The organism is Brevibacillus antibioticus (genome assembly GCF_005217615.1).
Classification (GTDB): domain Bacteria; phylum Bacillota; class Bacilli; order Brevibacillales; family Brevibacillaceae; genus Brevibacillus; species Brevibacillus antibioticus.
In genome coordinates this window covers 5,588,505-5,610,236 of record NZ_SZNK01000001.1, presented here as the reverse complement: position 1 = coordinate 5,610,236, position 21,732 = coordinate 5,588,505, and the positions used below count along the sequence as shown (strand labels likewise).

Below are 21,732 nucleotides of genomic sequence, written 5' to 3'. Positions count from 1 at the left end.
TATCACCATGCACGGGGTACTTTTGAAACAAGTCTTACTCTAAAGCCGGACCGATAGAGTGTCACCAGCCAATGACAAAGTGGATCAACCAGCCATGTTCAAGAATCCGCTGCATTTTGGACACTTTTTAGACATAAAGAGAAAAAGGCCACCCCAAGGCGGCCTTTCCTCCTATGATTCGGATCATTTGTTCCTGGTTGTGTGGTTATTCCTTGATGACACGTATGGTTTGTAGCCTGGGGTCTTCAAAGCCCTGTACAGGTAAACCTGCCTCAATGTTTTTCTTCGTATAGATGAGGTTCTCTTCCGAAATGATTTCACCCGGGATAAAAATCGGAATACCTGGTGGATATACCATGACAAATTCCGCGATGATTCTTCCCACGGATTGTTCGACAGGAATCATCTCTGTCGGTGCGTAAAATGCATCGCGCGGGGTGACAGCGAGTACCGGTATTTTGGGAAGCTGCATTTTCGGGCGGGCTTTTCTGTTTCCTTGATCGTCAGACCCGGCAGCCAACTCCTCCAAGGCATAGACAAGGATTTGCAAATCTTCTTTCGTATCACTCGGTGTGATAATACAAACGATGTTGTACAGGTCAGATAGCTCAACCTCAATGTTATAGCGATCACGAAGCCATTTTTCAGCATCATATCCGGTAATGCCGAGGTCTTTTACCGAGATGACCAGCTTGGTCGGATCATGGGCAAACGCTCCATTTGTCCCGATAATTTCTCTCCCAATGCAGTACAGATGATTAATTTTATTGATTTGTGCTCGTGCTTCGTTTGCCAGCTGAATCGTTTGATCCAATAGCGTTTTCCCGGATGTCACCAACCGCTTTCTCGCCACATCGAGTGAAGCGAGCAGTAAATAGGAGGTGGATGTCGTCGTGAGCATACTATAGATTGCTTGTACACGCTGAATCGAGACCAGATTTCCCTGAATGTTTAACAACGAGCTCTGCGTCATAGAGCCTCCTAATTTATGCATACTGCTTGCTGCCATATCTGCACCAGCTTGCATCGCCGATAGGGGAAGCTTGGGATGAAAGTGAACATGTGAGCCATGCGCTTCATCTACAAGTACAGGCACTCTTCTGGCATGCGCAATTTGAACGATACTCTTCAAGTCGCCGGCAATTCCGAAATAGGTTGGATTGATGACGAGAACTGCCTTTGCATCGGGATGCTGTTGCAATGCTTTTTCCACAGCTTGTGGTGTAATTCCATGTGAGATCCCGAAGACAGGGTCTATTTCTGGATGTAAAAAGATAGGAGTCGCACCGGATAAAATAATTCCGCCCATGATAGATTTGTGTACATTCCGTGGCACGATGATCTTATCCCCGGGATGACATACCGCCATAATCATCGTCATGATGACTCCGCTCGTACCTTGAACAGAAAATATGGTGTGATCAGCGCCAAAGGCTTCAGCAGCCAATTCCTGCGCTTGTTTGATAATTCCTTTTGGTTGATGCAAATCGTCTAATGGTTCAATGTTAATCAAATCGATGGAAAGTGCATTTTTTCCCATGAACCATCGAAATTCAGGATCCATCCCTTTCCCTTTCTTATGACCTGGTATATGGAATTGGATTGGATTCTTCTGGGCATGCTTTCTCAACCCGTTAAAGAGCGGCGTTTGCCCTTGAATCAACATTTTTTCCACCTCACTATCCTTCCGTGTTGTTTGAATGAATGATGTTTCTGGCTTATTATAAAGGAAGCGCCTCCTTCCTTCATGATCCAATCTTTACTTTTATGAACCATCCACTTTGTGTCCTTTCTCGTAATTGGTCTGTTTCATCTTTCGTAAATTGGCTGGTTACAGTGCTGGAGATTTCACTTACAGTGTTGCTACCATGAAGTTTTGGAGGCCATATAGATGAAACAACTGCCCACTACACAATCGCGAAAAACACTAGAAAAGATACAATCCTATCAACCTGGAATGCCGATTTGGGAGATGAAAAAAAGGTACGGACTCTCCCATATCATTAAGTTAGCCTCAAATGAAAATCCACTCGGCCCATCCCCCAAGATCATCCGTGCCATTCTCGGTGCGCTCCCGGAGCTGCATCGTTACCCGGATACCCATACAACGACGCTAAAAGAGCATTTGGCTGATCAGCTTGAGGTAACTCCGGAGCATTTACTCGTCACGAATGGCGGTGACGAACTGATCAAGCTGATTTCCGAAACCTATCTGGAGACCGAGGACGAAATCGTCGTGCCTTCCCCGACCTTTGGTGAATATGAATTCGGCGCACATCTCATGGGGGCTGTCATCAAAACGGTTCCGCTTGAGGCCGATTATGCCTTCCATGTCTCTGCTATTTTGGCAGCCATCACAAATCGAACAAAGCTAGTCTACCTCTGTTCCCCAAACAACCCGACAGGCACCTATTTGTCTCGTCAGGACTTGACGGCATTGCTAAACCAATTGCCAGACGGGGTGCTTGTGGTACTCGACGCTGCTTACAGTCACTATGCAACGGCCGACGATTACACAACAGGTATTGAATTTGTCCGCCAAGGATACCCTGTTCTCGTCTTGCAAACCTTCTCGAAAATTTACGCGCTTGCAGGTATTCGCGTCGGATTTGGCGTCGCTCATCCATCGGTGATCCAAAAAATCCTGAAAGTAAAGGAGCCGTTTAATGTCAATTCCTTGGCACAAACAGCCGCCATTACCGCCCTTGGTGACGTGGAGCATTTTGAAAAAGCCCTCACGGAAAACACCAAAGGCCGTAAGCAGCTCTATGATGCATTCGATGAAATGAATATCCCTTATACCGTGAGTATGTCTAATTTTATCTTGGCAAAATTCGGGCCAAATGCAGGTAAGATTTATCAAGAGCTGCTGGAAAGAGGAATCATTTTGCGTTACGGAGACACTTGGGGGTTGCCGGAGCATATTCGAATCAGTGTAGGGACGCTGGAAGAAAATCAAATTCTCATCCAAAACATCCGTGAACTATTGATTATCGTAGGAAAATGAACGAAAAACGCCGGATAGAAAATGTCCGGTGTTTTTTCTTTTGCAAAGTGTTTCTTAAGCTGGATTCTCCTTGTGTTTACCCGTCGCCAATACTATACTGAATGCAAATTCCCCAGTCATTTCCGCCCGTATGGATGACTGAAATTTCATAACTTCACGAAAGCTTTTGCTCCATAGAAAGGTGGATCAGATGTCACTCAAACCTGAAGATTTACAAAGCTACATCAACTCCCCAGATAAACAGCAAAGACTATACAAACGAACGCTCTGGATTGTCGTCATCTCACAAATTTTCGGCGGTGCAGGACTTGCGGCAGGCGTAACCGTAGGGGCTCTCCTCGCTCAGGATATGCTCGGCTCGGAAAGTCTCGCGGGTATCCCTTCCGCATTGCTAACTCTTGGCTCTGCTGTCGCTGCATTGCTGGTAGGGCGACTCTCTCAACGCTTTGGACGCCGTTTGGGGCTCGCTAGCGGATTCTTAGCCGGAGGGATTGGCGCGATTGGGGTGGTTATCGCAGCTGTCGCAAACAGTATTGTCCTTCTGTTCGCTTCCTTAATTTTGTATGGAGCTGGCACCGCTACTAACCTGCAAGCCCGCTATGCAGGCACAGACTTGGCAAAGCCTAAACAGCGCGCGACTGCCGTGAGTATTGCCATGGTCTCCACTACATTCGGGGCCGTTGCAGGACCAAACCTGGTGGAAGTCATGGGACGATTCGCTACATCCATCGGTGTCCCCGCACTGGCTGGTCCTTTCATTTTGGGTGCCGCAGCCTTCATCCTCGCAGGTCTCGTATTTTGGGTACTGCTTCGACCGGACCCGTTCATCGTTTCGAAAGCAATCGCCGAAGCAATCCAAGTGGATCAGAGCTCGCCGTCCTATCTGAATGAGAATCAGCTCGCAAGCAACAACCGGGGAATCATCGTGGGAGCCACCGTCATGATTTTGACGCAGATCGTCATGGTCGCCATTATGACGATGACACCTGTACATATGAAGCACCATGGACATGGTCTCTCTGAAGTAGGCATCGTCATCGGTTTTCATATCGGTGCGATGTACCTCCCCTCGCTCTTGACGGGTGTACTCGTTGACAAGATCGGTCGTTCCACAATGGCTTATGCTTCAGGTGTCATCCTGCTTGCAGCTAGCATGACTGCTGCTTTTGCACCAACCGATTCGATGCCGCTACTCATCACCGCTCTTGTGCTACTCGGACTCGGCTGGAATTTTGGATTAATTAGCGGCACAGCGCTCATCGTGGATGCAACGCAGCCCGCCACTCGTGCGAAAACGCAGGGAACCGTTGATGTCTTGATTGCCTTGGCTGGTGCATCCGGTGGAGCCCTGTCTGGTATGGTCGTCGCCAATGCCAGCTACGCAACACTTTCCCTTGCCGGAGGCGCTTTATCGCTGTTGCTGGTCCCTGTCCTGATCTGGTCCCACAGAAAAAGCAAACACAGTGTAGAGATCTCCCAAAACTAAAGCCACCCTCATCAGGTGGCTTTTCCTCTATTCCCAGTACCTCGAAGAAAAAAATAACACTGCGCACAGGCAGTGTTATTTTCCTCCAACCGCTTTATTATCATGTCGCTCATTCGGACTATGCTCATCTACAATCTCTTTTAAGCTAGCAAAGCCAGGAGTAAATTTGCTGTTGGGAATCTTCTTCTTGGAAGAGAGATTTTTTGAGTAAACAGCAGTTTCGTTGCCTCTTTTCGCGAAGAACTCAGCTAATTTCATCGTATCCCACTCCTAACTAGCTCTCTTTAAGGTTTTGACCTTATTCACAAACTTGGTAACAAATCCCAATAGTAACATATACGTTGTCAACCGCTCGAACTCCTGCATATTTTCGGGAGTAAATGTGTCATTCTTGTAAACAGCGACCGCAAAACCAAGTCTGAACTTTCCGAAGTTTTTTACAATCGCAAATTGTTCAATGTCCGTGTTTTGAATACGTCCCTTTACCTGTTTATCCGCAATTCTGCAATCCTCTTGAAGCATGGATGACAGTAGTAGCGTACGCACTGTGTCAAAATCTTTCAACTCGGTTAAGTAAAACACTTCAAACTGCTTGTCATTATTCGTAGGTACGATCCAATAACAGCATAGCTCGTCCGGTTTCAATCCATAAATCGTCTTTACTTCCATTTCAAATGCCTTCATAAACGTGATCGCATTCGCATTAATAATAGCGGATGATTGACCACTTCCATCCAAGCTGTAAATGGCATTGGCCAATTCTTTCTCACAATACTTCACTTCCATCTGGAACTCGATCTCGTTCCCTCCAATCTTGTTGCAGATGAACAAAACGATGAATACCATTCCTGCCAACATAGCGGAATACAAGATAGATAAGCCTAGAACAGAGCCTAATGATGCTAGTTTGTTTTCCTCATGTGGCGGTGCCAGGATAAATAGCCATTCGATCGGTTGAAACATCCACTTATGTATGACTGCTATCAAATCTGGCAGCAAACCTTTTAACAATTCAAATACGAGCCATGAGACCAGAACGGACAAGATGCCAAGAACAGAAAAAACAATCTTTACATGGCTCTGCACGAGATTCTTTAGCACCTGTAACCCTCTCCTTCTGGTAAAGTTTTACATTATTTTAACATTTTATTTAGATTCTACAAATAGGAAAAAACTACCTACATTTAGGTAGTCAGGCTGTCGAGAAAGTCGACAGCCATTTTTATTTTACTTAATTTTAAGGCGACACCGCGTTAATTTGTTATAATTCTTATAATTACATTTTATAGTAGGTGATAATTGTGCTTACCTCGAATGATAAAAATCCGCAAATGCATTACGAATTTGTGTGCCTTGATGAATTGGTCCCAGAGGACCATTTATTAAGGGTCATCCAGAAACATATAGATTTCTCCTTCATCCGAGAAAAAGTACGTCAATATTATTGCGAGGATAACGGTAGACCTTCGATTGATCCTATTGTTTTATTTAAAATGATTTTCATTGGATACCTTTACGGTATCCGCTCAGAGAGGCAGCTCGAAAAAGAAATCCAGACTAACATCGCCTATCGTTGGTTTCTTGGCCTTTCTTTAACAGATCGAGTTCCAGATCACACAACAATCAGTTGGAATCGTCGAACCCGTTTTAAAAATACAAATGTTTTTCAGGAGATTTTTGATGAAATTGTGCGCTTGGCGATTCAGCATCGAATGGTCGCTGGACGTGTATTGATAAGTGATTCCACGCATCTTAAAGCAAATGCGAATAAACGAAAATTTAAGAAGCATGTCATCGAGAAATCGAGTCGTGCCTATCTCAAAGATTTAGAGGTAGCAATTAATGAAGACCGTGAGGTACATGGAAAAAAGGATTGAAGCCTAGAGAGGGTGTGAAGGAAGAAAAGGAAATCAAGGTGAGTACCACTGATCCGGAAAGTGGCTACATGGTTCGAGACAGCAAGCCCGAAGGCTTTTTCTATCTCGATCACCGGACTGTCGATCATAAGTACAATATTATTACCGATGTCCATGTCACTGCTGGCAATGTCCATGATTCCGTTCCTTACATAGATAGGCTGAATCTCCAAATCGAGAAGTTTGGGTTTAAGGATACAATTGAAGCTATTGCATTAGATGCTGGTTATTTAACTACTCCAATCTGCAAGGCACTTCACGATATAAATGTATTTGCTGTCATCGGTCATCGTGCCTTTACACCTGTTAAAGGTCTTTTTGCTAAATGGCGCTTTAAATATGATCTGGAGTGCGATGTGTACACATGTCCTCAAAAACATACGCTTACTTATTCGACTACCGATCGAAACGGATACAGGATGTATAAGTCCAATAAAGAAATATGTAAAACTTGTCCAAGGCTTTCTGAGTGTACCCGATCTAAAAATCACCAAAAGGTGATAAGTAGGCACGTTTGGGAAGAGAGTAAGGAATGGGTTCGACAGAACCGTTTAAGTAAATCGGGGAAATATTTATATAGATTAAGATACCAAACCATAGAGCGAAGCTTTGCAGATGCTAAAGAACTGCATGGGCTTCGCTATTGTAGGTTACGCGGACGTGAAAATGTCCAAGAGCAGGTATTGATGACAGCAACAGTACAAAACATTAAAAGGATAGCACTACACCTAGCGAAAGCAAGTTAGGTGAAGGCTATCCTTTTTTCAGCACTTCGTGCTGGAACAATACCAAAAAGAAATCCCCAAAAGGGGGTTTCTCTTCAGTCTGACTACCTACATTTAGGTAGTCAGGCTGTCGAGAAAGTCGACAGCCATTTTTATTTTACTTAATTTTAAGGCGACACCGCGTTAATTTGTTATAATTCTTATAATTACATTTTATAGTAGGTGATAATTGTGCTTACCTCGAATGATAAAAATCCGCAAATGCATTACGAATTTGTGTGCCTTGATGAATTGGTCCCAGAGGACCATTTATTAAGGGTCATCCAGAAACATATAGATTTCTCCTTCATCCGAGAAAAAGTACGTCAATATTATTGCGAGGATAACGGTAGACCTTCGATTGATCCTATTGTTTTATTTAAAATGATTTTCATTGGATACCTTTACGGTATCCGCTCAGAGAGGCAGCTCGAAAAAGAAATCCAGACTAACATCGCCTATCGTTGGTTTCTTGGCCTTTCTTTAACAGATCGAGTTCCAGATCACACAACAATCAGTTGGAATCGTCGAACCCGTTTTAAAAATACAAATGTTTTTCAGGAGATTTTTGATGAAATTGTGCGCTTGGCGATTCAGCATCGAATGGTCGCTGGACGTGTATTGATAAGTGATTCCACGCATCTTAAAGCAAATGCGAATAAACGAAAATTTAAGAAGCATGTCATCGAGAAATCGAGTCGTGCCTATCTCAAAGATTTAGAGGTAGCAATTAATGAAGACCGTGAGGTACATGGAAAAAAGGATTGAAGCCTAGAGAGGGTGTGAAGGAAGAAAAGGAAATCAAGGTGAGTACCACTGATCCGGAAAGTGGCTACATGGTTCGAGACAGCAAGCCCGAAGGCTTTTTCTATCTCGATCACCGGACTGTCGATCATAAGTACAATATTATTACCGATGTCCATGTCACTGCTGGCAATGTCCATGATTCCGTTCCTTACATAGATAGGCTGAATCTCCAAATCGAGAAGTTTGGGTTTAAGGATACAATTGAAGCTATTGCATTAGATGCTGGTTATTTAACTACTCCAATCTGCAAGGCACTTCACGATATAAATGTATTTGCTGTCATCGGTCATCGTGCCTTTACACCTGTTAAAGGTCTTTTTGCTAAATGGCGCTTTAAATATGATCTGGAGTGCGATGTGTACACATGTCCTCAAAAACATACGCTTACTTATTCGACTACCGATCGAAACGGATACAGGATGTATAAGTCCAATAAAGAAATATGTAAAACTTGTCCAAGGCTTTCTGAGTGTACCCGATCTAAAAATCACCAAAAGGTGATAAGTAGGCACGTTTGGGAAGAGAGTAAGGAATGGGTTCGACAGAACCGTTTAAGTAAATCGGGGAAATATTTATATAGATTAAGATACCAAACCATAGAGCGAAGCTTTGCAGATGCTAAAGAACTGCATGGGCTTCGCTATTGTAGGTTACGCGGACGTGAAAATGTCCAAGAGCAGGTATTGATGACAGCAACAGTACAAAACATTAAAAGGATAGCACTACACCTAGCGAAAGCAAGTTAGGTGAAGGCTATCCTTTTTTCAGCACTTCGTGCTGGAACAATACCAAAAAGAAATCCCCAAAAGGGGGTTTCTCTTCAGTCTGACTACCTACATTTAGGTAGTTTTTTCGGCGTTTCTATCGTTATCGTACTGACTTTTTGATTGCCTATGTACTGTATCGTCTGCTGTACAATCTTGCTGTTTTCTTCGATTCTCTTTAGCGGTTTAAATGAACTCAACAATTCCGCATTCCCCCTATCGGTATACTGGGTGTACTTCGTAACGAAACGCTCCCTTATTGGTCTGCCCATTTTTCACCTCTATCAAACACGAAATGCTCATTATGACCTTCATCCGTCTAGGTAATACCCCTTACCTTATGCCGTTCTAATTTTGTTTAGACCCCTCTTCTAGGTGCTGCTTTTCCACTGTTAGTGACGGTTTTGTTACAGACAATGTTGCTCCCATTGGCACAATTGACATCCACACTCCTTGCCATAATAAAGGATAATCCAAGCGAAAAGGAGTTAGTCATAGCGCGCATTTTCGATAGATCAAGTAGACTTGCCCTACCTTGAATAAGTCAGTATCACACTCGGCGTTCTCGCCTTCAAGCTAAATGGCGGTCTCGAGAAGAAAGTGAAGATACCGTATCAGTATATGCTCGTGTTGTTGATTTTGTTATTCGTGTGGATTGGTGTTAACCCATTTCGGCGACAGTCGGTACTTTGCCATTGATTCGTGGGTGATCGTCAGGCTGCCCGTTTAGTGCGCTCATCGCTTCTACTTTCTTGTTTGGCTTCAGTTGAATGCTCGAGGAATTAGCCCATAACAATAGAGCCACCCGCCTTGGGGTGGCTCTTATCCTTACTTCGCCTTTGGGGTTACCTTTTCCACTTTGTTTTCGCCTATCTTTACTTTGAATAGTTCTTTTTTATCATGATCGGAAGTTTGATAGTCGTAAAAAAAGATGAAATCTCCCCCGATGTTTAGCTGTAAACCCAATGGAGACAGTGGGGTTGTCTTGCCGTCCGTCATATTCATTCGGCCTACCATTTCTTCGCCGTTTATTTCTGAGATGTAGTATAGATTCTTCCCAGCTATAATGATCGGATTCTCTGCTGGTGGCAACCCTTTCTTGACTAGAGCAGTCTTCCCATCCTGCAATCCTATTTTATAAACATCGACGACCCCATGGTCTACCCATTTTGTATAGTAAATGAAATCGCCAGACAGACCCACAAGGGTCAGTTCTTTGTCTTTGCTTACGAGCTTTTTCTGCGTTCCATTCCGCTTCATTTTGTATAGTTGACGATTCTCAGTGGTGTAAAAAATCCAATCTTGATAGAAATAAACTTCCTCAAACCGATCAAGTAGCTTCTTTTGATTTTTGCCGTTCGTGTCCATTCTGTACAAATGACTTTTATTATCCGCGTAATAAATGATATCTCCCACTACATACAATCTAAGTACGTTATCGGGGTCATCTTCCGCAGGACTACTGCTCTTGATAACTGTTTTCGAACTGCCATCTGTCTTGATTTTCATGAGCTCCATCACATCTTCATACGTATAGCCAATCTCATAAGGGGACATCTCAAGCTGATAGAATTCTTTCACGGGCTTATTCCGCGTATAGTAAATCCAGTCACCTACCACATTCAGATTATGGGCCCAATCACTGCTCAACTTTTGAAGAGAGCTTCCATCCTGTTTGATTTTGTATAAACCATCGTTGTTATAAAAAATCCACTCTCCTTGAACGGCGACAAAGCTTCGGTATGAATTGATATTCACAGGATCGCTGCCAAAAACGTTTATCACTGGTTTTTTAGTTGGCGCAGTCGCCATTGTTTGTTGATTGCCAAAGCCAAGAACCACAATCAGACATACTGCCATCGCAATGGTGATCATCCATTTCCCTTTATGTTGCACCATGCATGCAACCTCCCGTTCATAGCCTAATATAGTCACAGCGAAGATATCCCCCATTCCGATACAATCCGGCAACTCTGATTTATATGTACCAAAGCGAATCCACCTTTGTCTAGATATATATGTAAATTTTGTAAAATTATATATCAAATACATCAGAACAATGGGACGAGTTCTATTTATGATTTTCAGGGGGATAACCGTGTTTTGAGAATAGAAGAAGCCACCCATCCTAGGTGGCTCTTTCTCTTTCTCTCTCTATGCTAAAGGGAAATGACACGCGACCTGCCGATCCTGCCCAACCTCTATGAGCTCGGGAATCTCCTTGCTGCATCTCTCCTGTGCCATTGGACAACGAGGATGAAAACGACAACCTGACGGAGGATTGGCCGGAGATGGTACATCCCCTTGCAGGACAATCCTCTCTTGTCGCCGATGCGGAGTAGGCTTTGGAATCGCCGACAACAATGCCGCCGTATACGGATGCAGTGGCTGTGCAAACAAGTCATCCGTTCGTGCAATCTCCACCATTTTCCCCAAGTACATCACGCCTACCCGATCAGAAATATGGCGTACCACATTCAGACCATGCGCGATAAATAGATAGGTCAGCCCCATCTCTTTTTGTAATTTCATCATCAGGTTCAAAACCTGTGACTGTACGGACACATCCAGCGCAGAAACAGCCTCATCCGCCACAATAAACCGTGGTGAGAGTGCAATCGACCGCGCAATACCGATCCGTTGCCGCTGTCCGCCGGAAAACTCATGCGGATACCGATTTCGTCTCGAAGGATCGAGTCCCACCAGACTCATCAGCTCGACTACCCGCTCATCTATTTCCTTTGCAGACGCACGCAGATGAACCCGCAACGGCTCTCCAATAATATCGCTAACCAAAAATCGTGGATTCAACGAACCAAACGGGTCTTGAAAAATAATTTGCATATCTCGTCTCAGCTTCAAATTCTCTTGCCTGTTCACCTGATGGATATTGGTTCCGTCAAACAGCACTTCTCCGCTCGTCGCCCTTTGCAAATTCAGCACAACACGCCCCAGCGTCGACTTCCCGCAGCCGGATTCTCCTACGAGTCCAAATGTCTCCCCTGCGCGAATTCCGAAAGATACGTCATCTACGGCTTTTACATGACCGATGACACGGCTCAACAAGCCGGCCTTAATCGGAAAATACTTTTTGATATGGTTGGCTTCGATCAAATATTCCTGGTTCATTTGCGGTTCACCTCTGCTTTGCTTCCAGCGACTGAATTGGCACGCTGATTTATTCTGAATGGATTGCTGACATCTTCATTCAACCAGCAAGCCACTTGTTGTCCCGTGACAATCTCGCGCAAAATAGGTTCCTCTTTTCGGCATTTGTCAATCGCATGCGGACAACGCGGGTGAAAACGGCAGCCCGTCGGCAATTGGGTAATGCTCGGGATGGTGCCTTGGATGGTGTACAATTCTTTGCCGCGCTCCCCTTCAAATCCGGGAATGGACTGCAGCAAGCCAATCGTGTAAGGATGCCTAGGCTCGTCAAATATCCGTTCGACCGTTCCTTCCTCCACAATCGTTCCTGCATACATCACCGCGATACGATCCGCCATCTCTGCTGCTACTCCCATGTCATGGGTGATCAGCAAAATCGACATGCCCAATTCCTGTTGCAGCCGTCTGAGCAAATCCAAAATTTGTGCCTGAACCGTTACATCAAGAGCAGTAGTTGGCTCGTCTGCTATCAGCATTTCTGGGTTGCAGGCCAAGGCCATCGCGATGACAACGCGTTGGCACATCCCTCCAGACATTTCGTGCGGGTACTGCTTCACTCGTACTTCCGGCGCCGGGATCCCCACCAGACGAAGCATCTCGATCGCTTTTCTAAACGCATCTATCTGGTCCATATTTTGATGCAGCATCAAGCTCTCCGCAATTTGATCGCCTACCGTAAACACCGGATTGAGAGCCGACATTGGGTCTTGGAAGATCATCGCGATTTTGTTTCCGCGAATGTGCATCATTTCATCCAAGTCTTTTGCCGCCAGATCCTGACCGTGAAACATGACGTTCCCACTCTGAATAAATCCGCCCGCATAATCAATCAGTCGCATGACCGCAAGTGACGTCACACTCTTCCCGCTGCCGGATTCCCCTACCAAGCACACCGTCTGTCCTTTGCCAACGTTGATGCTCACTCGATCTGTGGCCTTGACCGTGCCGTCATCCGTAAAGAAGCAAGTGGTCAAATTTTTTATTTCGAGGATGTTGCGTTCCACTTGTTCAGCCTCCTTTTCGGGTTCTTCTTTTTCTTACGTGGGTCGAATGCATCACGAATACCGTCTCCGACGAAGTTAACCGCTAGCACTACGAGCAAAATGCAAAGACCAGGATAAAGTGCTTGCAAAGGATCGACCAGCATGAATTCCTGTGCCTTGCTCAGCATTAATCCCCAGCTTGTTTCAGGTGGTTGAATCCCCAAGCCTAAATAAGAGAGACCTGACTCTGATAGAATGGCCGAACCAACCATGAGAGTCGCGTACACAATAATCGGAGCCATTGCATTGCGTATCAGGTGACGCGTTATAATGCCCCAGTGCGAGACGCCGATCGCTCTCGCCGCCTCCACATACTGCATTTCCCGTAGCTGCAAGAACTGCCCGCGTACCAAACGTGCCACACTTGTCCAGCTCGTCAGCGACAAAATCAGGATCATGTAGATAAATTCAGCTCCGAAGAGAGCCAGAACCAGAATGTTAAAGAACAGACTCGGAATGGAATTCATCACGTCCACGAGACGCATGAAGCAGGTATCAACCCAGCCGCCAAAATAACCAGAAATCGCTCCAATCAGCGTCCCAATGACAACCGCAGCAAAAGCAACGCTGAAGCCGACCAGCATGGACACCCGGCTACTATGAATGAGGCGGGACAAGATATCACGACCGAGCTCGTCTGTTCCGAGCACATGCCCTTCTGTTCCATGAGGCAGATTGGTAATCATAAAATCAACCTTTGCCGGATCATGCGGTGCAACCCAATCGGCAAACACAGCAATCGCAATAAAAAACAACAGTACGATCAGCCCACCAACAGCATATGGATTTCGTATAAATTTTTTACCCGCTGTTGCAAAGAGCCCAGGAGGTTTTTGACCAACAGGATTCGTCGGTAATTGTCCACTTGGTCTATTTGGTTCGACCACAGTGTCGTCTTGAAGCTGCACTTGACTCATGCTGCCTTGCCTCCTTTTCGCCCAAGCTGAACACGAGGATCAACTAGTGCGTAGATTAAATCTGCCAACAGATTTCCGATAATCACCATAAGCGAAATCAGCAACGTGATCGACATCAACACAGAATACTCACGCGCTACAGCCATATCCACAAACAGACGCCCCATGCCTGGCCAGTTAAATACACTCTCTGTCAATGCTGCACCTGCTACCAGAGTCGGCAAATCCAATCCGATGATCGTCACGACAGGAATCAGTGCGTTCCGCAGAGCATGGCGAAAAATAACGCGTCTTTCCTTCATCCCTTTAGCACGTGCTGTCCGAATATAGTCCTGCTCCAAAACCTCCAGCATACTGGCACGCGTATATTTGACATAGGCTGCGATGTTCACCAGTGTTAACACCGTAACAGGTAAAATCAAGTGCAAAATAAGGTCGCCTACTTGTCCTTCATTCCCCATCGTGTACATGTCAGATAGTGGGAGTAGATTCAGCTGCATCGCAAAATACTGCTGTAGCATTATCCCAAACCAGAAGGTCGGCATCGCGAATCCGAGATAGGCCACGATGGAGGCGATCTGGTCAGACAGACCGTATTGCTTTGTACTGTTGTAAATCCCCCACGGGATAGCGATCAGCATGGAAAGTCCCCACGCTACAGACATGAGCACAAACGTATTCCAAACCGTCGGCCACAAAATATCACCAACAGGCACGTTATTTTTAAAGGTATGGCCCAAATCTCCTTGCAGTAAATTACCTACCCATTTCATGTATTGAATATAGACAGGCTGATCCAACCCCATATTTTTCATCTGAATGAGCTGTGCTTCAGGGGACATTCCCGGTGAAAGCATGACTTTTAGCGGTCCTCCGGGTGCTGCATGCATGAGTCCGAACGAAACCACTGTGATCAAAAATAAAACAAGCACGGCTTGTAGTACGCGGCGTACTAAATATTCAGTCAATCAGCATCCTCCTTTCGTTTGAAAGGGGAAGGGACAATAAGGCTGCCCTTCCCCCTTTTCCTATTGCTAACCGCTAACCGCTACCAGCCGAGCTTATTTTTTGGTATCGTCGATCCACCAGTTCAGGAAGCCAAAGGTCTCCCCATATGGAATCATGGATACTGGTTTAAACTCATCCTTATATTTGACGCGAGAAGTCATGCCTCGTGGCGTTCCGTACTGATACATGAATACGTATGGCAGGTTGGTCGAGATTTCTTTTCCGACTTCTTTATAGATCGCTGCGCGCTCCTCTTGTTTAACCGTGGATACAGCTTTTCCCCAGAGCTCATCCAGCTTCGGATTGTCGTACCAGCCAGCGTTGTTACCAGGCGGGAATGCCTTTTTCCCGAAAGTAGAAATGCCATCCGGATCTGGATCAGACAATTGCCATCCGAGTAACAGAACCTGGAATTTACCAGGGTTGGCATACTGATCGACAAGAGCCGAGAAGTCTAATGCTTTTGGCTTCGCTTCAATTCCGATCTCTTTCAGGTTTTGCTGAATAACGACTGCTGCCTGTTCACGACGACTGTTCCCCGAGTTGAAAATGAATTCAAAGGAGAAACGATTGCCGTCTTTGGAAAGAATTCCATCTGCCCCGGCTACCCATCCGTCTTCTTTCAGCAATTGTTTTGCTTTCTCTGCGCTATATTCGTAATGGACTGCTGCATCGCCCGGGTCTGCCCATGTACCAGGCAGGAACGGTGCATCCATAATTTTTCCGGTTCCCTTCAAGATATTATCGATAATACCTTGACGATTGATTGCGTGAGCGATAGCCTGACGCGTTTTTTGACCTTCAAACAACCCGTAGTTGTTCGGGAAGTTCTTCTTGTCGAAGTTGAAGGCAAAGTATTCATAGCTAGGACCTGGCTCTGTCGAGATGTTGATCGTTCCTTTCGCCTTCACCGCTTCGAGCTGCGTGACAGGAATGGAACCTACAAAATCAACGTCGCCTTTCATCAGAGCCTGTACTTGTGTGTTTTGATCCGCATAGATTTTGTACACAACCTTTTGAATATGCGGCTTCTTTTCACCCCAGTAATTTGGGTTAGCATCTAGCACATGGAATTCCTTTTGTTTCCACTCGGACCATTTGTACGGTCCTGAAGTTGGCGTCTTGGCTGGATCTTTTCCGTAAGAATGTGCTTGTAATTCTTTAAACGGTACGTCTTTTAACACGTGGGCTGGTGCCAACTTTTGCATTAATCCAAAAGCAAATGGAGCGTACAATTGTTTCAATTTGATTTCTACGGTGTAATCATCCAGTTTTTTCATCTCTTTCACTTTGTCGTATTTCGTAATTTCTGGTGAGCCAGTCTCAGGAGTTTTGATGGCATTAATGGTAAAAATCAAGTCGTCTGCCGTGACTGGCGTTCCATCCGACCATTTTGCATTATTCTTCATCTTGATGGTATAGGTGAGGCCATCTTCGCTAATTTTCGGCAACTCAGCTGCAAGGGACCAAGGGTAAACCGCTAAATCAAATGACGGGTTCCGATTGTACAAATACGCCTGGGTGTACTCCATCACGTCGCCGGATGCCGTGTCATTTCCGAAAATCGGATTGAGCGTGACGATGTCAGACGTGGTAGAATGCGTGAACGTTCCACCGTCTACTGGCTTCTCATCATCCGTACTGGTCGCCTGAGGAGCCACCTGCTCCACCGGTTTTTTTGTTGGTGCTGGTGTTCCTGGCGAAGCATTGTTCCCGCTTGAGCAACCGACCAACAGTGCGCCGGTTAACGAGAGCAACGCCAACGGCTTCAACCAACCTTTCCCTCTTTTCAAATCATTTCCCCCTCTTTCACTTGTTTTCAAGTCTTTTCCGTAACAGGTAATACATCCCAAGACTTGTCTTTTCCATATTAAATAATTTTCTGTTATTTGAAAATATTTTCCCTTTAAAATTTTTGGAAAAATCGGATGATTTTATATTTTTTTATAAACCTTCATAACAAATCCCCCTTCTCAGAAGGGGGAGCGTACATGTCTGTTCTACACCGTTTGGAACTGCAACAGCTCACGTACGATGCTTAGCGCCTTGTCGATATCCGCTGTCTCAATACCGGAATGAGTGACTGCTCGAATTCTGCCGTGACCGAGCTCAGCAACGTGCAGCCCATGTGCTTGCGCTGCTTCTACGAAGGTCTGCCACGTATGAACTGGGTGTTCAATCCGGAAAAACACAATATTGGTCTCTACATCCTCCACCTGAATCACGATTCCTGGAATCTCCGCCAGACCACGAGCCAAGCGAAGAGCGTTTGCGTGATCGACTGCCAAACGCTCCGTCATTTGCTGCAAGGCAACCAGGCCTGGCGCTGCAATAAGCCCAGCCTGGCGCATACCGCCACCCAGCATTTTACGCAGACGATACACTTTCTGAATAAAGTCTTCTGTTCCGACGACAAGGGAACCAATCGGTGCTGACAACCCTTTCGACAAACATATTTGCACGGAATCTGCATAACGGGCAATCTCAGCCGCATTCACGTCAAGAGCAACTGCCGCATTGAACAAGCGTGCACCGTCCATATGGACGGGCACAGCCTTTTCGTTTGCAAATGCGCGAACCTCTTCCAAATAAGACAGCGGCAGGACGCGCCCCCCCATCCGGTTATGCGGGTTTTCCAGGCAGATCAGGGAAGGCAGTGCGAATTGTGGATCTTCCGGCTCCAACGGAAATACCCGCTCCATATCAGCGATGTCCAACCTTCCATCTGGCTGCGTCGGAATCGGCTCGTACATAATGCCACCGCACACAGCCGCACCACCCGCTTCATAGATGTAAATATCCGTCTCATTGCCTACGATTACTTTGGAACCGCGAGGACAATGCGCCATTAAGGATGCCAAATTGGCCATCGTTCCACTCGGCATGAGAATGGCTGCCTCCTTGCCCAGCTTTTGGGCCGCTTCTTGCTCCAATTGGCGAACCGTAGGATCTTCCCCATACACATCGTCACCGAGTACCGCCTCTTGGATTGCATCCATCATCTGACTTGTCGGCAAAGTGAATGTATCGCTTCTCAATTCTATCAACGGTTTCATACCCCACTCTCCAATTGCTGACCTACTTGTACCCTCAGGCAGTCTTTCACCTGCTGGATCAGCTCAGCGGTCTCGCTGTAATGCTTGCCTTCCACGATGACATAGCCGAGACGATGCGAGAAATTTTGCGGAGGCTGGATGTTTTGACCGATTTTTGCATGAATCGCTACTTCAGCAATTCCCGGCAGGTTGTGAACGGTATCCATTCCATGTATCCCGCTAAAGGTTCCCTGACTCTCAGACACGAGAAAATGAATACCTGCATATTGCTGCACTTCAACTGTCTGAGACAATTCAGGCGCAAGTCCAGCCGCACACCGAATCTGTTGCAAAAGCAGATCAATCCCCGTGGAGCGGCGAACCAGCTCTGGAATCATTCCACCGGCAAGCCTTGCGTTGACTTCGATGACAACACAACCTGCTGATGTCCACTTCACTTCTGTATGGGCAGCACCGAACTGGTAGTTCACCGCCGCAAGCGCCCTTTCCACTGTTCGCTCGATCTCCTGTTTATCTTCTGCCGACAGCGGTGCAGGGAAAATATGCCCGGCTTCCACGAAAAATGGATATCCCGTCAACCGTTTCTGGGTAATGCCGATGACAAAGCATTGTCCTTGCCACGAGAACGTCTCCACGCTAAATTCAGGGCCCTCGACATACTGCTCGAGAAGAACTGTCCGGGCTGTTTCCTGGCCGCGCACATTGTACTCGATCGCAAGGATTTCCTTCGCTATATGCTCCACTTCATCCCAGCTAAAGCACAGTCGCACGTTATTCGACCCGCTATCGTCAGCGGGCTTCACCACGCAGGGCAGAGAAATGGAAGAGCGCGCTTCCAGCAATGCCTCCATAGAGCCTATTGCCACAAATTCCGGCTGAGACACTTGATGCCCCTGAAGCTTCGCCCGAAATATCGCTTTATTGCGGCAGGCCTCAATCGCCTCCAGGGAATTGCCTGTCCAACCAAATTTCCGAGCCAGCTTGGCAACCGATTCGAGGTAATAGTCACTTGTCGACATGATTCCGGCTATCTCTCTGCCTTCCTTAATCGCTTGTGCTACACTGTCAGTCAGCTCTGCTTGGGAATTCGTATCTGTCACGACTACGTGACATTCCACCTCATTTAAACCGTGATAACGTTCAGGCTTCTCTGTGAAAAATACGGGCGTAAACCCCAACTCACGTGCCTTTTTAATAGCGAGCATACCTGTCCCCGTCGTATTCGCTTCAACGAACAGAAAGTGTTTGTTCATTCGGATACATCCCCATCACTTTAGAATAGGACCAGCTAGTCACGACTGTCTTAGGTTCTACACATTGCGGCGTGTCTGGCAGGTTCATTTGCATCAAACCTTTGCTCTCACGGTAGGAGTGGCTATAGATCGTATCGACATAACGATCCCCTCGATCCGGCAAGATGGCCACGATATTGCACTCACTCCCGACTTGGCTCGCTAACCAGTTGGCTACCGCATAAACGGAACCCGAGCTGTTGCCAGCAAAAATATGCTCATTACGGGCCAACTGCAGCGTAGCGGCAAATGCCTCTGCATCGTTTAACCAATGCACTTCATCCATCATGGAAAAATCTACATTCTTAGCGATCAAGCTGTTTCCCAATCCACCTTGTAGACGCGTCGGCTGATCGGGCTGTCCGAATATCACACTCCCTGCTGCATCGACCGCCACGACGCGCAGCTCCTTATAATGATGCTTCAATTCTCTGGCGGTCCCGGACAAGGAGCCTCCGCTGCCGACTGCGCCAACAAGCACGTCAATTCGATCGAGGTCTCGCATCAACTCGGATGCCAACGCAGCATAGGCACGCGGATTTTCCGGATTATCGTATTGTCGAGGCCAGAACGCTCCTGGATACTCGCTCATTAATTCTTGGAGTCGCTCCAGTCTAGCGCTTTGCCATCCTTGTTTGCCCATCTTTGAAACTACGTGAACTTGGCAGCCAAGTGAGGTCAACTTGGCATAGGTAATCGGGTCAATTCTCGGATCAGTCACAATGTGTACGTCATGCCCCAACTGACGCCCAACCAAGGCCAAGCCGCAAGCCAACGTTCCTGACGAGCTCTCGATAATCGGCATGCCCGCCTGAAGTTCTCCCGATTCTATCGCCGCCAAAATTGACTGCTTGGCCACACGATCCTTCATACCGAACGGATTCATTAATTCGAGCTTTGCAAATACGGAGCCTACTGCCCTTTCATCAAGCCTCAGCTTGACCAGAGGGGTATCCCCGATCGTATCTGCCAACTGTTCATACCGCATCTACGCTCACATCCTTCCTTTGCTTGCCAGAAAGAAGTCTCTTCATTACCCTCTCCCGCCTTTCTTCGATCGCCTGCAATTGCCCTTGTCGATCCTGCCATTCCCGTTGTAGCTTCTCTGCACGCTCCCTCTGTGCTGTCAGCATCTGCTGTACTTCCTCCGGATTCGTGGAACCCGTTGATTTCTTCGCGTACAAGCCGCCCTGCACATTGAAGGAAGCAGCGAGAAGTACAGCCGTATCTGGTACTTGAAAGCCTGCCTCCACGCAAGCTTCATCGAGTAACCGTGGATCTCCCGGCTTTGGCGATACACCGTGTTCCAGCGCGCGAACAATGTATCTGCCTGCGATTACCTGTGCTGTGCGATACGGAATCTCATGCTCCAACGTCAGCAAATTCGCAAGAGTAAAGCCTCCAAAAAAGTCCCGTTTACATATATAGAGCAATCGATCCTCATTGAATTGCAAATGATCGATCACCGCCTTTAACAGGCGCAAGAGCGTTTTTGTTTGTTGAAACAACGCCAGAAGATGAGTGCCTGCCTCTTTGGACGTCTCTACCAAATTCGTAAAAGCTGTATTGCGCTGACCTAGCACCATATCCATATAAAATCCCGTTAGATGCGCACTCTTCCCCCGGATACGCTCCAGGATCGGGAAGTTTCTTTTCTGTGGCATGGCAGAAGATATACCTGATAGCTCATCCGGCAAATGGAGAAAGTTCATTTCGCTGCTGCCCCATTGAATCAAATCCGTTGTAAATCGGGAGATCAATACTGAGAAGGTCGATAGCTCACCTGCCATCCTCAAAACCCATTCCCGGGACGCGACGGCCGACAACGCACTCATTCGAGGCTGTCGGAACCCAAGCAGCTTGGACAACCGTTGACGGTTCCACGGTAGTTCTACCCCTGCCATGGCCCCTGCCCCAAGCGGGCACTGATTCACGTCGTCATAAATTTGTATCCATCGATTCATGGCTTGCAAAAATTCACTGTTAATAGAGGAAAGATAGAATCCAGGGGTAATGATTTGTGCGGATTGGTAGTGAGTATATCCCGGCATGGGAACCGAACGATATTGAACAGCCAGTGTATGCATCGATTGAATAAGCTGTCCCAATTCCCCTATCGTCTCCAGCCATTGCGCACGCCCAAACATCAGCTGGGCGCACGCTTGAACGTCATTGCGGCTGCGATCCATATGCCAACACGGTACCGGTCTCGGGAGCAAGCCTTCGATATAACGCTCGAGGGCAAAAGAGATATCAGACATGTTCCGTCCAGGGTCAGGAGCTATTGTTTCTGGTGTAGCGCCCTGAAGTGCCTTTGCGATAGGCAAAGCGTCTTGTCGTGTAATCAAGCCCATCCTGACATATTCCAAAAGCATGGCGAATTCAATCTGAATATACCCAGGCAGCAAGTGATCGACTTCATAGTTGAACTGTGGTTTCAATACTTCATCATGCAAGAGGCTGCTTGGTGTCGAAGCAATTCTGCCCGTTAATTTTACACTCAT

General features: G+C 46.6%; 18 protein-coding genes. 4 read left to right on the top strand and 14 right to left on the bottom strand.

Features of this window, described 5'->3' with window-relative positions; translation table 11 throughout:
- Positions 1–205 precede the first annotated feature (205 nt).
- The gene (locus E8L90_RS26910) at positions 206–1,663 is read right to left on the bottom strand and encodes an aminotransferase class I/II-fold pyridoxal phosphate-dependent enzyme (RefSeq protein ID WP_137032302.1); all 1,458 of its coding nucleotides are present in this window, start codon (positions 1,661–1,663) and stop codon (positions 206–208) included.
- A 228-nt stretch (positions 1,664–1,891) separates the two neighbouring features.
- On the opposite strand from E8L90_RS26910, the gene hisC reads away from it, so the two are divergent.
- Both hisC and E8L90_RS26900 read left to right on the top strand, forming a co-directional pair.
- Positions 1,892–3,007 carry a histidinol-phosphate transaminase gene (hisC, locus tag E8L90_RS26905; protein WP_137032300.1) on the top strand — a complete coding sequence of 372 codons (1,116 nt, stop codon included), beginning with the start codon at positions 1,892–1,894 and terminating at the stop codon, positions 3,005–3,007.
- A 190-nt stretch (positions 3,008–3,197) separates the two neighbouring features.
- Entirely contained in the window at positions 3,198–4,493 is a 1,296-nt protein-coding gene (locus tag E8L90_RS26900; protein ID WP_137032298.1) for an MFS transporter, read from the top strand.
- A 75-nt stretch (positions 4,494–4,568) separates the two neighbouring features.
- Here E8L90_RS26900 and E8L90_RS26895 read toward each other — a convergent pair whose 3' ends face one another.
- Entirely contained in the window at positions 4,569–4,751 is a 183-nt protein-coding gene (locus E8L90_RS26895; protein ID WP_137032297.1) for a hypothetical protein, read from the bottom strand.
- Between the two features lie 12 nt (positions 4,752–4,763).
- The gene (locus E8L90_RS26890; protein ID WP_137032295.1) at positions 4,764–5,594 is read right to left on the bottom strand and encodes a hypothetical protein; all 831 of its coding nucleotides are present in this window, start codon (positions 5,592–5,594) and stop codon (positions 4,764–4,766) included.
- A gap of 230 nt (positions 5,595–5,824) precedes the next feature.
- Between E8L90_RS26890 and E8L90_RS26885 the strand changes: the two genes are divergently transcribed.
- Positions 5,825–7,155 (top strand): IS1182 family transposase gene (locus tag E8L90_RS26885; RefSeq protein WP_162309130.1). Its coding sequence is split into 2 segments (ribosomal slippage): positions 5,825–6,365 and positions 6,365–7,155, totalling 1,332 coding nucleotides; the frame shifts between segments, so codons are not numbered across the junction.
- A gap of 240 nt (positions 7,156–7,395) precedes the next feature.
- Positions 7,396–8,726, top strand: a protein-coding gene (locus E8L90_RS26880; RefSeq protein WP_162309130.1) for an IS1182 family transposase whose coding sequence is annotated in 2 segments (ribosomal slippage) — positions 7,396–7,936 and positions 7,936–8,726 — 1,332 coding nt in all. Because the reading frame shifts where the segments join, the coding sequence is not laid out codon by codon here.
- A 679-nt stretch (positions 8,727–9,405) separates the two neighbouring features.
- On the opposite strand, the gene E8L90_RS31155 is transcribed toward E8L90_RS26880, so the two are convergent.
- The 11 genes from E8L90_RS31155 to E8L90_RS26830 form a co-directional block, all read right to left on the bottom strand.
- Positions 9,406–9,540, bottom strand: coding sequence for a hypothetical protein (locus tag E8L90_RS31155; protein ID WP_279633696.1), 135 nt, complete (start codon positions 9,538–9,540; stop codon positions 9,406–9,408).
- A 32-nt stretch (positions 9,541–9,572) separates the two neighbouring features.
- Positions 9,573–10,643, bottom strand: coding sequence for a DUF5050 domain-containing protein (locus tag E8L90_RS26875; protein WP_137032293.1), 1,071 nt, complete (start codon positions 10,641–10,643; stop codon positions 9,573–9,575).
- Positions 10,644–10,898: 255 nt separating this feature from the next.
- Positions 10,899–11,873: an ABC transporter ATP-binding protein gene (locus tag E8L90_RS26870; protein ID WP_137032291.1), complete on the bottom strand. Its 975-nt coding sequence runs from the start codon at positions 11,871–11,873 to the stop codon at positions 10,899–10,901.
- Entirely contained in the window at positions 11,870–12,916 is a 1,047-nt protein-coding gene (locus E8L90_RS26865) for an ABC transporter ATP-binding protein (RefSeq protein WP_137032289.1), read from the bottom strand. The genes E8L90_RS26870 and E8L90_RS26865 overlap by 4 nt, the downstream gene beginning before the upstream one ends.
- Positions 12,892–13,872: an ABC transporter permease gene (locus E8L90_RS26860; protein WP_137032287.1), complete on the bottom strand. Its 981-nt coding sequence runs from the start codon at positions 13,870–13,872 to the stop codon at positions 12,892–12,894. The genes E8L90_RS26865 and E8L90_RS26860 overlap by 25 nt, the downstream gene beginning before the upstream one ends.
- Positions 13,869–14,840 (bottom strand): ABC transporter permease, encoded by a 972-nt coding sequence (locus tag E8L90_RS26855; protein ID WP_137032285.1) that lies wholly within the window; start codon positions 14,838–14,840, stop codon positions 13,869–13,871. Before E8L90_RS26855 ends, E8L90_RS26860 begins: the two co-directional genes overlap by 4 nt.
- Before the next feature lie 93 nt (positions 14,841–14,933).
- A complete protein-coding gene (locus E8L90_RS26850) occupies positions 14,934–16,673 on the bottom strand; it encodes a peptide-binding protein (protein WP_137032283.1) in 1,740 nt (579 codons plus the stop codon).
- 207 nt (positions 16,674–16,880) lie between these two features.
- The gene (ltaE, locus tag E8L90_RS26845; protein WP_137032281.1) at positions 16,881–17,936 is read right to left on the bottom strand and encodes a low-specificity L-threonine aldolase; all 1,056 of its coding nucleotides are present in this window, start codon (positions 17,934–17,936) and stop codon (positions 16,881–16,883) included.
- Positions 17,933–19,189, bottom strand: coding sequence for an ATP-grasp domain-containing protein (locus E8L90_RS26840; RefSeq protein WP_137032279.1), 1,257 nt, complete (start codon positions 19,187–19,189; stop codon positions 17,933–17,935). The genes ltaE and E8L90_RS26840 overlap by 4 nt, the downstream gene beginning before the upstream one ends.
- Positions 19,164–20,216: a PLP-dependent cysteine synthase family protein gene (locus tag E8L90_RS26835; RefSeq protein ID WP_137032277.1), complete on the bottom strand. Its 1,053-nt coding sequence runs from the start codon at positions 20,214–20,216 to the stop codon at positions 19,164–19,166. The genes E8L90_RS26840 and E8L90_RS26835 overlap by 26 nt, the downstream gene beginning before the upstream one ends.
- Positions 20,206–21,732 carry an argininosuccinate lyase gene (locus tag E8L90_RS26830; protein WP_137032275.1) on the bottom strand — a complete coding sequence of 509 codons (1,527 nt, stop codon included), beginning with the start codon at positions 21,730–21,732 and terminating at the stop codon, positions 20,206–20,208. Before E8L90_RS26830 ends, E8L90_RS26835 begins: the two co-directional genes overlap by 11 nt.

Coding starts and splice junctions, on each gene's coding strand:
- hisC (WP_137032300.1), top strand. CDS start 1,892: ATGAAACAACTGCCCACTACACAATCGCGAAAAACACTAGAAAAGATA.
- E8L90_RS26900 (WP_137032298.1), top strand. CDS start 3,198: ATGTCACTCAAACCTGAAGATTTACAAAGCTACATCAACTCCCCAGAT.
- E8L90_RS26895 (WP_137032297.1), bottom strand. CDS start 4,751: ATGAAATTAGCTGAGTTCTTCGCGAAAAGAGGCAACGAAACTGCTGTT.
- E8L90_RS26875 (WP_137032293.1), bottom strand. CDS start 10,643: ATGGTGCAACATAAAGGGAAATGGATGATCACCATTGCGATGGCAGTA.
- E8L90_RS26870 (WP_137032291.1), bottom strand. CDS start 11,873: ATGAACCAGGAATATTTGATCGAAGCCAACCATATCAAAAAGTATTTT.
- E8L90_RS26860 (WP_137032287.1), bottom strand. CDS start 13,872: ATGAGTCAAGTGCAGCTTCAAGACGACACTGTGGTCGAACCAAATAGA.
- ltaE (WP_137032281.1), bottom strand. CDS start 17,936: ATGAAACCGTTGATAGAATTGAGAAGCGATACATTCACTTTGCCGACA.
- E8L90_RS26840 (WP_137032279.1), bottom strand. CDS start 19,189: ATGAACAAACACTTTCTGTTCGTTGAAGCGAATACGACGGGGACAGGT.
- E8L90_RS26835 (WP_137032277.1), bottom strand. CDS start 20,216: ATGCGGTATGAACAGTTGGCAGATACGATCGGGGATACCCCTCTGGTC.
- E8L90_RS26830 (WP_137032275.1), bottom strand. CDS start 21,732: ATGAGTGTAAAATTAACGGGCAGAATTGCTTCGACACCAAGCAGCCTC.